Origin of the sequence: Rhodococcus sp. 24CO (assembly GCF_050586165.1) — a bacterium.
Taxonomy (GTDB): Bacteria; Actinomycetota; Actinomycetes; order Mycobacteriales; family Mycobacteriaceae; genus Rhodococcus_F.
Genome location: NZ_JAZFNF010000006.1, coordinates 70,006 through 80,863, shown reverse-complemented (window position 1 = coordinate 80,863; position 10,858 = coordinate 70,006). Strand labels below are relative to the sequence as shown.

The 10,858-nt window shown below is 62.1% G+C and carries 7 protein-coding genes; 4 read left to right on the top strand and 3 right to left on the bottom strand.

Annotated elements, in window-relative coordinates:
- Positions 1–81 precede the first annotated feature (81 nt).
- On the top strand, positions 82–1,701 hold the full coding sequence (locus tag V2B23_RS15790) for a polysaccharide biosynthesis tyrosine autokinase (RefSeq protein ID WP_430951220.1): 1,620 nt from the start codon (positions 82–84) through the stop codon (positions 1,699–1,701).
- Positions 1,702–2,059: 358 nt separating this feature from the next.
- Here the strand turns inward: V2B23_RS15790 and V2B23_RS15785 are convergent, their stop codons facing one another.
- The gene (locus V2B23_RS15785) at positions 2,060–2,584 is read right to left on the bottom strand and encodes a low molecular weight phosphatase family protein (RefSeq protein WP_430951219.1); all 525 of its coding nucleotides are present in this window, start codon (positions 2,582–2,584) and stop codon (positions 2,060–2,062) included.
- A gap of 115 nt (positions 2,585–2,699) precedes the next feature.
- Here V2B23_RS15785 and V2B23_RS15780 point away from each other — a divergent pair, with 115 nt between their 5' ends.
- Positions 2,700–4,019, top strand: a complete 1,320-nt coding sequence (locus V2B23_RS15780) for a UDP-glucose dehydrogenase family protein (RefSeq protein ID WP_430951218.1) — start codon at positions 2,700–2,702, stop codon at positions 4,017–4,019.
- A 146-nt stretch (positions 4,020–4,165) separates the two neighbouring features.
- Entirely contained in the window at positions 4,166–5,833 is a 1,668-nt protein-coding gene (locus V2B23_RS15775; protein ID WP_430951217.1) for an Hsp70 family protein, read from the top strand.
- A 1-nt stretch (position 5,834) separates the two neighbouring features.
- On the opposite strand, the gene V2B23_RS15770 is transcribed toward V2B23_RS15775, so the two are convergent.
- Together V2B23_RS15770 and V2B23_RS15765 are read right to left on the bottom strand one after the other, a co-directional pair.
- Entirely contained in the window at positions 5,835–7,100 is a 1,266-nt protein-coding gene (locus V2B23_RS15770; protein ID WP_033235722.1) for a YibE/F family protein, read from the bottom strand.
- A 436-nt stretch (positions 7,101–7,536) separates the two neighbouring features.
- Positions 7,537–8,790 carry a pyridoxal phosphate-dependent aminotransferase gene (locus V2B23_RS15765; RefSeq protein WP_033235721.1) on the bottom strand — a complete coding sequence of 418 codons (1,254 nt, stop codon included), beginning with the start codon at positions 8,788–8,790 and terminating at the stop codon, positions 7,537–7,539.
- Positions 8,791–8,893: 103 nt separating this feature from the next.
- On the opposite strand from V2B23_RS15765, the gene V2B23_RS15760 reads away from it, so the two are divergent.
- Positions 8,894–10,834, top strand: a complete 1,941-nt coding sequence (locus V2B23_RS15760; RefSeq protein ID WP_430951216.1) for a prolyl oligopeptidase family serine peptidase — start codon at positions 8,894–8,896, stop codon at positions 10,832–10,834.
- The last annotated feature ends 24 nt before the right edge of the window (positions 10,835–10,858 follow it).

Below are 10,858 nucleotides of genomic sequence, written 5' to 3'. Positions count from 1 at the left end.
CAAATGTCGCGGGTTCTGACGTGACGCTTGTGATCATCGCTCCAACGCGCAGCTCAGTGCGTGAGCCGAAAGGGATTGAAGATGGAAGTACAGGACTACCTGAAGGTATTGCAGGCGCGCTGGAAGATCATTGCTGTTGTCACCGTTGTCGCGATTCTCGGCGCGTTGGGCGCCTCACTGATCTCGACCCCGATCTACCAGGCCTCTACCAGGCTGTTCGTGTCCACCACACTGGGAAGCTCCGTCAACGAGGCGTACCAGGGAAACCTGCTGTCACAGCAGCGGGTTACGTCGTACACCAAGCTCCTGACCGGACAAACCCTCGCACAGCGCACTATCGATCGGCTCGGTAGCGATGCAGTCAACGGAATGACGCCCGCCCAACTCGCGGCAAGTGTTGTGGCGACGTCCGCACCGGACACGGTTCTGATCGACGTAGGCGTGAAGGATCCGTCGCCCGAACGTGCACGCGATATCGCCAACGCGCTGTCGGACGAGTTTGTCTTGATGGCAAAGGAATTGGAGACCCCGGAGACGGGTGGAACCCCGGCGGCCCGTGTAGTCGTCGAGCAGGAAGCGGGAACACCCACCACTCCCGTATCGCCGAACACCAAGCGCAACATCGCACTTGGCGCAGCAGTTGGTCTGCTTCTGGGTATCGCGCTTGCCGTCTTGCGTGACCGTCTCGACAACACCGTCAAGGATCGTCGGGTTGTCGAAGAGGTAGCAGGCTCCGCGTTGGTCGGAACCATTCCCTTCGACAAGGAAATGCAGACCAAGCACACCATCGAATTCAACGAAGGCAACTCTGCCAGCGCCGAGGCCTACCGCGAGCTGCGTACCAACCTTCAGTTCCTCGAAGTGGACAACCCGCCACGCGTCATCGTTGTCACGAGTTCGCTGTCCGCAGAAGGTAAGACGACAACGGCCGTCAACATCGCTCTGGTTCTCGCCGAGGCCGGAAAGTCGGTCTGCCTCGTGGAAGGCGACCTGCGCAAGCCGCGAGTCTCGAAGTACCTCGGCATGATCGGCACCGTCGGCCTCAGCTCGGTCCTGGCCGGTCAAGCGCAACTCGACGATGTGTTGCAGCCGACAACGCACGGCGATCTGGTTGTCCTTGCCTCAGGACCTATTCCGCCGAACCCGAGCGAATTGCTCGGCACCGATCACTCTCGGCAGGTTCTTGCCGAACTTCGTGATCGATTCGAGTACGTCATCATCGACGCGCCGCCGCTGCTTCCGGTGACGGATGCCGCAGTCCTGACCGCAATGTCAGACGGCGCCTTGGTAATTGCGCGCCACGCCACGACCAAGCGGGATCAGCTTGCCCGGGCCGTCGGCAATCTTCAGAGCGTCGGCGCACGCATCTTGGGCACCGTCATCACGATGACGCCCGCCAACAAGCGGGGCGGTGGATACGAGTACAAGTACTACTACGAAACCGACAAGACGGTGCCTGCGCTCGCTGAAGCTGCGCCGTTACCGGGAGCCTCCGCAGGTTCTGCGGCTCCTGCCAAGGCCACCGCACCGCCGAAGGCGCCGGCACCCGCGACGGACGCCGCAGATACCAACGCCGCTCCCGTCAAGGCGCCCGTGAAGGCTCCCGAGGAAGCCCCACACTCCTCGATACCGTTCGATGATGCGCCAACCCAGGAATTTCAGCTCCGGACGAGTGAAAACGGACATCGCTATCTCGATTGATTCTGTTACCGCGGAATCAGCCTGAGTACATCAACGGGACTTTGGTCCGGAAATAATCACATTTTCTCCGACCAAATGCCCGGAATGTGCTAAAAACGGTTAGTATCACCGCGGTGGCAATCCGCCATTCACCTTAATGATCCGGAGGATCTCATGCTCGGTTCCCTGTATTCTTTCAGCGCAGAAATCGGTGTCCCGTCTGTTGATGCCATTCTGGCATTCATCGGCAAGGGCATCGGGTCGATCTTGAACGTGAGTGCGTAGTAGCTAACAAACAGCCCCTGTCCAACTGAGCTGGACAGGGGCTGTTTTCTGCGTTGAGGGCAATGATTACCGAAGGGAATCGGCAAGCGAAGTCCTATTGAGTGGGAATCGCAATGCGCCGTAGCAAAGGCCCCAGAAGAGTGGCGATTTCCAAACCCACAGCGTGGAAAGTTTCCTCATCCGCGCCAATAGGATCGGCAACGTCTTCACTTTCCTGAACCTGATAGCGCGGGCGAGCGTCGGCCAGTTCGGCAACTGTTGTTGCCGCCGATTCTTCCGCTAACCGCGCTGCCTCACGCAACGTGAAAGTTCGCTTGAACTGCGATGGCGCTAACGCCAGAATCTTGTCGCGATGACGCTCCGTCATAGCCAGAATCAAATCGGCTTCAGACGCAATTGCCGTAGTAAGCCGGCGAGCGCGAAAATTGGAGGGATCGCCTCCCAACCCTTCCAATACCAGCGCCGCCGTCGGTTCCACCGCATGACCGACAAGGGCGCGCGTACCAGCGCTCGACGCCGTGAGATCCGAGATTCCCGCTTCCTCCGCAAATGCTCGAGCAAGGCGTTCCCCTGTTGGCGATCGGCAGATATTTCCGGTGCAGACAAAGAGGATGTGCATGAGGTCAATCATAAAGGGGCAGCGCCACAATGCGGCACCATGATGTCTCGAAGTGTTTGCGCATCGACCACACGGTGTTCCCGCCGCGTCCGCCGTTGGGGTATATGAACTACTCATGAGACTGACCGTGTTCGGGACCGGGTACCTGGGGCTGACCCATGCCGTGTGTATGGCGGAACTGGGGCATGAGGTTCTGGGTGTCGACATCGACGCCGCGAAGGTCGAGATGCTGTGCGCCGGGGCCGTTCCGTTCTTCGAACCCGAACTGGCACAGCTGTTGACGCGGAATCTCGAATCCGGGCGGCTGCACTTCACGACGTCGTACGCGGAGGCCTCGGAGTTCGCCGATCTGCATTTTCTCTGTGTGGGCACTCCGCAGAAGCGCGGTGAGAAGGCTGCGGACATTTCTCACGTCGATTCCGTTATCGACACGCTGGCACCGCTATTGGAGGGTCCGGCCGTCATTGTCGGCAAGTCGACAGTTCCCGTCGGGACGGCAGCCCGGCTAGGCGCGCGGGCCCGGGCCGCCGCACCGGCCGGGGACGGCGTCGAAGTGGCGTGGAATCCAGAATTCCTGCGCGAAGGAAAAGCCGTCGCCGATACGTTGCGTCCGGACCGGTTAGTTGTCGGCGTCGATCGGGATCGCCCCGGCACCGCCGAATCTGCTCTCCGGGACGTCTATGCCTCGATGCTCGACGCGCGCATCCCGTTTCTGGTTACCGACCTTGCGACGTCGGAACTCGTGAAAGGTTCGGCAAACGCCTTTCTGGCCACAAAGATTTCCTTCATCAACGCGATCGCGGAAATCTGCGAGGCAACCGGAGCCGACGTCACCGTGTTAGCTGACGCCCTCGGTCACGACGCGCGGATCGGGCGGAGCTTCCTGAACGCCGGTTTGGGATTCGGCGGCGGTTGCCTGCCGAAGGACATTCGGTCGTTCGCGGCGCGGGCCGGAGAGCTGGGCGTTGATCAAGCCTTGTCGTTCCTCCGCGAGGTGGACAGCATCAACATGCGACGCCGAACCAAGGTCCTCGAGATGGTGACGCAAGCCTGCGGGGGCAGTTTGCTGGGAATGAACGTGGCTGTCCTAGGGGCGGCCTTCAAGCCTGAATCGGACGATGTGCGCGATTCGCCCGCACTGAATGTTGCGGGCATGATGCAACTGCACGGCGCGAGCGTGACGGTGTACGACCCCAAGGCGATTGAGAATTCGCGCACCATATTTCCCACGCTCAACTATGCAACGTCGACGTCAGAGGCGTGCAAGCGCGCAGATGTCGTGCTGGTTGCCACCGAATGGTCTGAGTTTGCCGAACTCCAACCGTCACAGCTGGATTCGGTTGTGCACGGGCGGGTGATCGTCGACGGACGCAACTGCCTCGACCCGTCACTCTGGCGATCGGCCGGCTGGATTTATCGCGGGGTAGGGCGGTGAGAGCTAAGGGTGAATAACTGATAAGTTGCCAGCCGTACGGTCGGTTCGACTCTGCACATCTCCACGATGCAATCGAATGGGTAGACTTCCCGCCGGAAGGTGACGGGTCTGCTCCTGGATCTGTTTGCAGTCGACGAAGGTGGCTCATGAACTTGGTGCTCGGTGTAACAGTGGGGGCGAGCGCTGTGCGCTTGGCACGCCCAGGAGCGCCGGAGCACGGTGGGCCGGTATTTCGATCCAGAGCGATCGTGCGCGGACACGAAACCCCCGAAGACGTGGCAGCCGATTCCATTCGCGTCGCGCTCGCGGAATTCGCCGGCCAAGACAACTCCGTCGCTGTCGTCTACCGCGATCAGAGTCAGGCCGGCGCCCTCACCCAGGCACTCGATCGTGGCCGGATCGACAACTACCGACTGATACCCGAATCGGCGGCAATTCTGCGGATGCTCGAGGAACCGGGAACGCTGGGCGCACAGAACACCCTGGTAGTCATCGACCTCGGTGCCACCGGCGCAACCGTCGACGTTCTCGATCGCACCACCGGCACAACCATCGTCACCGCCAGATCCAGTCAAGTCAGCGGCGATCAGTTCGACGCACTCGTCTACCTCGACCAAACCGAACGACGTCGCATCGCGACACCCACCGATCCCGAAGGCATTGCAGAACTCCAAGCCCGGAGCCGACTGGCCAAGGAACAACTCTCGACCCGCAGCGCCGTCTGCCTCCCCGGACCAGGTGGATTATTACTCCTCTCCCGAGAAGTCTTCGACTCCTTGGTCGCGCCCAGTGTCGAGGCTCTGGCCCGAGAGGTCCGTGAGGTGATTGCGACCTCCGGTCGGCGCCCGGATTCCGTTGTACTGATCGGCGGCGGCGCCCGAGTCCCCATCATTCGCGCCGTGCTGGAACGGTGGATCGAAATCCCCGTCATAGCGCCCGAACAACCAGACCTCCTCGCCACGCAGGGAGCCGCACTACTTGCAGACGGCGCACCCCGCAGAGAACCCGTCGCTGCGCCCCCCGTGACTGTTGCGGCCCCGGCAGTGGCGCCGATCTTTGCGCCGTACCCGATCAACACTCCCGCTGTGGCGCCGGCGCCCGTCCAGGCATTCGCCCACGGTGGCCTCGCAACGATGACCGGGCCAGGGCCTGCGCCGGTCGGTGCCACCATGACCGGGGCTGCGCCGGTCGGTGCCACCATGACCGGGGCTGCGCCGGTCAGCACCGATCTCCATGCGCCCGCGCATGCGCAGGTGGCGCCTGCACCCGAGTCAGTACCTACCCAGGCTCAACCAGCTGCCGACCACGACTACGACGGCGACGAACCAGACGTCAAAGAACCCGTCATGGTCGATGCTCAGGCCTACTCGGCTGTTCACGAGGACGTCAGTGGGGGACAACCCACCTGGCTCGCCGCTACTTCACACGACGAGGCAACCAAGCCGGAGTCAGGCAGGCAGTTCCGATTCGCCGGACTGGGAGCCGGTGTTGTTGCCGCGATCGTCATCGTCGGTCTGGGAATGGGCTACGGCGGGAAGGTGTTCGGCGATTCGGGTGAAGCCGGCCCGGTAGCAACAGAGGTCACCACAACACAAACGCCGTCGACGACGGTTCCGGCCACCACCACCACAACACCGCCCCCGACCACCACAACAGAGCCGCCTCCGGTGACGGAGGAAGCTCCCGTGTACGAGGCACCCTACGAAGCGCCGTACGTTCCGCCGGCACCTGCGCCCGCGCCCCCGCCGGCGCTGTACATTCCCGGGCTGCCTCCGATCCTGCTTCCCGTTCTGCCACCTATCCCCGGTTTGTGAGCTAACGCTTGGAGTGACGACCACCGTTCGACGCGGTGGCCGTCGAACTTCCCGGCGGACGGGCAAGGAGTACGGCGATTGCCGTCGTGAGCGGCACCGACAGCGCAAGCGCGATGCCGCCGACAGCAGATCGCACAATTTCGATGGCTACGGCGTCGCCGACCAGAACGTCGCCCAGCGGACGGCCACTGACACTGAACAACAGCAGCAACGGCAAAGCGCCGCCCGCATAGGCCAAGACCAAGGTGTAGACAGTACTGGCGATGTGATCGCGACCCACACGCATCGAGCCGGCAAACACTTGGCGTCGGGTCGCGCCCTTGTCCAACTGCGCCAACTCGAATGCCGACGACGCCTGGGTGATCGTGACGTCGTTGAGCACACCGAGGGAGCCGATGATGAAACCTGCGAGCAAGAGCCCGGTGATGTCGACGTGCTGAATGTAGGTCTGCACGTTGGTGTTCTGCTCTTCGGAGAGTCCGGTGAGTTGTGTCAGTTCGATCGACAGGTACGACAGCACCGCAGCAAGAACCATGGCGGCGAGAGTTCCGAGTAACGCAGAACTGGTTCGGAGTGAGACCCCGTGTGCGAGGTACAAGACGGCATACAAGATGACGGCGCCCGACACGAGTGCAACGGGTATCGCGGGTTTTCCGTCCAACAAGGCGGGGAGCAGAAAGCCGACCACCACGCCGAACGCCACCACAAGCCCGAGAAGTGCCCGCAATCCGCGCCACCGGGCAACGGCGATGATCACCACGGCAAACGCCACGACGATCAGTGTCAGCGACAATCCGCGTGAATAGTCCTCGAACGAATACTGCGTCGCCCCGGTCGGATCGGTCTGGCGCAGCAGACGGATATGCTCGCCGACTCGCAAATCAGGTTGGCCGGGACCCGGAATGATCTCCAGCAATGTCTGGGTTCCGGCGTTCGGTCCTGATTCGATGTCGACGATGCTCCGCTGACACTGATAACTCGTATTCGCCGGGGGCGCCGGTTCGCCGACGAATGGTCTTCCCGCCGAGACACTTCCGCAAGCGCCGATCTCCTGGAGGGTGACCGTGCCGGCCTCCGTGACCACTGACCCGCCGTCCGAGTTCTGAAACGGCAACGGGATGTCGAGGTTGGCCTTGTCCGGCCACAGAGCGATGACGCCGACGAGTACGGCTAGACCGACGACGGTGAGGATGCCGACGACAACGCGGGCAGCAGTGGCTCCGATGTGGAGTGGGCCGTCATGGCCATGGCCGTGACCGTGGCTCATCGGAAACTGAGTGTCGGACTGGGGATTTGCACCGGTGCCATGTTAGCGGCAGTTGCTGTGAACAGGTGCGAGGTGAGGAGGTTTCGAGCTGGGTGGCGGGGAACAGGGGGGGTTGTCCCCGCCACCAACCTGGTATCCACAGGGGGGGGAGGGATACCAGGTGCTCGCGGCACCGAAGTGCTGAAACCAATGTACCCAATTTCAAACCGATCTGGTGCATTGTCTTGCTACTAATTTACAACAGTTATCGGACCATTTGCGCTGTTTCTGCCGTAGCGGCAGGTCGCGACTAGTCAAACACTCAACCAAACCGATTGGTTTCGGAAATTTGTGACCAAGGTCGCACGAATGCCCCGCACATTTTCCCGTGCGGGGCATCCATAGAAGAACAAACTGGTCAAACGTCCATGGCCGTGGCCAGTGGGTTTCCAGCTTCCTACTGTTTGTAACTCGTAAGGAAGTTGCCGAACCGCTCGATTGCCACAGCAAGGTCACGGGCCCATGGAAGGGTAACGATTCGCAGATGGTCATGATCGGGCCAATTGAAGCCCGTTCCCTGAACCATCAGGATTTTCTCCTGCAGAAGTAGGTCCTGAACCAACTTCTCGTCGTTGTGGATCTCGTGAACATTCGGATCCAGGCGCGGGAACGCGTACAGCGCACCACGCGGCTTGACGCACGAGACACCCGGAATCATGTTCAGACGCTCCCACGCGACATCGCGCTGCTCGAGCAGACGTCCGCCGGGGAGGATGAGATCCTCGATGCTCTGATGGCCACCGAGCGCCACCTGGATAGCATGCTGACCCGGAACATTCGGGCACAAGCGCGTCGACGCCAAAAGGTCGAGACCCTCGAGGAAGCCGCCGGCATGCTCCTTCGGGCCGGTGATCGCCACCCAACCCGAACGGTAGCCCGCAACGCGGTACGCCTTCGAGAGACCGTTGAACGTCAGGCACAGAAGATCGGGAGCCAACGACGCAAGCGAGATGTGCTTGGCGTCGTCGTAGAGGATCTTGTCGTAGATCTCGTCAGCGAGCAGGAGAAGCTGATGCTTGCGCGCCAGATCGACCAACTGCTGGAGAATCTCCATCGAGTACACCGCACCCGTGGGGTTGTTCGGGTTGATGACCAGCAAGGCCTTGGTCTTGTCGGTGATCTTGGATTCGATATCCGCGATATCGGGATTCCAGTCGTTGCCTTCGTCGCACAGATAGTGCACCGGAGTTCCGCCGGACAAGCTGGTCATTGCCGTCCACAACGGGTAGTCCGGCGCTGGGATCAGCACCTCGTCGCCGTTGTTGAGCAGGGCCTGCATAGTCATGGTGATCAGCTCGGACACCCCGTTGCCGAGGTAGATGTCATCGACGTCCACCTCGGGGAAGCCGGGAACCAGCTCGTACCGAGTCACGATCGCGCGCCTGGCCGAGAGAATGCCCTTGGACTCCGAGTACCCCTGAGCGTAGGGAAGGGCGGCGATCATGTCGCGCATGATCACGTCCGGTGCGTCGAAACCGAACGGTGCGGGGTTTCCGATGTTGAGCTTGAGGATCCGGTGCCCTTCCGCCTCCAACCGGGCGGCATGCGCGTGCACCGGTCCACGGATTTCGTACAGGACGTTCTGGAGCTTCGACGACTGCTCCAGCTCGCGCTGCGGCTGACGATGGCGGACGGGTTCTGGTGTGCTCACGAGTTACATGATTCCACCTGTGCGCAAGTGGATTCTTCCGGGCACGAAAGAAGGTGCCGTCTGTTCGGTTGGCATACACGTCGGTTGGCTTATTCTGGGGCGCATGACGCCGACCGACGTGATCGCAGCCCCGTACGGATCGTGGGCATCGCCCATCGACGCAGCAGATCTGGCCAACGGAGGTCATCCGGTAGAAGGTGGCCGCTACGTCGGCGACGAGGTGTGGTGGGCGGAGCTGCGGCCAACCGAAGGCGGGCGCGTCGCGATCCGACGGTTGGGGCTCGACGGTCAGCCCGTCGACGTACTGCCCACGCCGTGGAACGCACGCACCCGAGTTCACGAGTACGGCGGCGGCGCCTGGACGGTCACAGACGCCGGACGGTTGGTTTTCAGCGAGTTCTCCGATCAGCGGGTGTACATCCTCGAAGGTCTCACGCCACGAGCATTGACACCTCCGACATCGTCATCGGTGCGATACGCGGATTTGTCGATCGTCGGCGCCGACGTGTGGGCCGTGCGCGAGTCCCACGCGCCAGGCGGCACGATCACGCGCGACATCTGCGCCATTCCGCTCGACGGATCCGGCGAGATTCGCTCCATCGTCGGCGGTTCGGATTTCCTTGCATACCCGCGGCCCTCCCCGGACGGAAGCACAATCGCCTGGATCGCCTGGAATCACCCGCAGATGCCATGGGACGGAACAGAACTGCGGGTCGCGGATCTGATCGACGGCGTTGCGGGTCCGCATCGAGTTCTTCTCGGCGGCACGGAAGAATCAGTGCTGCAACCGGAATGGGTATCGGGTGACGAACTGTACGCGGTCAGCGATCGCAGTGGGTGGTGGAATATCTATCGGGTGGGTTCCGGCGTCGGCGCAGACGTGGCCGCGCTCTGCCCGGTGGACGCCGACTTCGGTGACGCACTGTGGCAGTTCGGCGCCCGCTGGTACGAGGTGCTTGGCAACGGAAAACTGTTGACCGTGCGCACTTTCGGCACGGATACCCTCGCAATACTGGACCCGGACACCGGCGACTTGCGCGACATCGACGTCTCAGGTGTCACCAGCATCGGCCTCATGCAGGTGCGCGGTGATCAGCTGCTCATCAAAAGTGGCGGCGCAAAACTGGCCACCGGACTGCGTGAACTGGACCTCGGAACCGGCGCATTGCGTGATGTTCGCCTGTCCGTCGACGCGCTTCCCGAATCTGCCTACCTCCCGGAAGCCCGGACCGTTGTTGCACACGGGCACGGGCGCGAAGTCCACGCATTTGCCTACCCGCCCCGCAATCCCCGCTACCGCGGCCAAGACGGTGAACTCCCGCCGTACGTCGCCTTTGTGCACGGCGGACCAACCGCGCACATCGCGCCCGCTCTGAACCTCGTGTACGCGTACTTCACCAGTCGTGGAATCGGCGTCGTGGACGTCAACTACGGCGGATCCACCGGATACGGCCGCGAGTACCGCAATCGTCTGCGTGGGCAGTGGGGTGTCGTCGATGTTCAGGATGTGATCACCGCGGTTACGGGACTCGCCGAACAGGGGCTTGCCGACTCTGCCCGTCTGGCCATCGAAGGCGGATCTGCGGGCGGCTGGACCGTCCTGGCGGCGTTGACAACCTCCGACGTGTTTGCGTGCGGCGCTTCCTATTACGGCGTTGCCGAACTGGACGGCTTCGTCAAGGAAACCCACGACTTCGAATCGCGGTACATCGACGGACTGATCGGGCCGCTGCCGGAATCCGCAGCGCTGTACGCCGAGCGTGCACCGCTCAACAACGTCGACGGTTTGAACTGCCCCGTTCTGCTGCTGCAAGGCCTCGACGATCCGATCGTTCCGCCGTCACAAGCCGAACGCTTTCGAGATGCACTGGTATCGAAGGGCATTCCGCATGCCTACCTGGCCTACGAAGGCGAATCCCACGGCTTCCGTAAGCAGTCCACGATCATCAGCTCCCGCAACGCGGAACTGTCCTTCTACGGCCAGGTGCTCGGGTTCACGCCGCCGGGTGTTCCGCAGTTGAAGCTCTGGACTCACGAGGTGTAGCTGCTGCCCAGTCCGAGTCCCGTC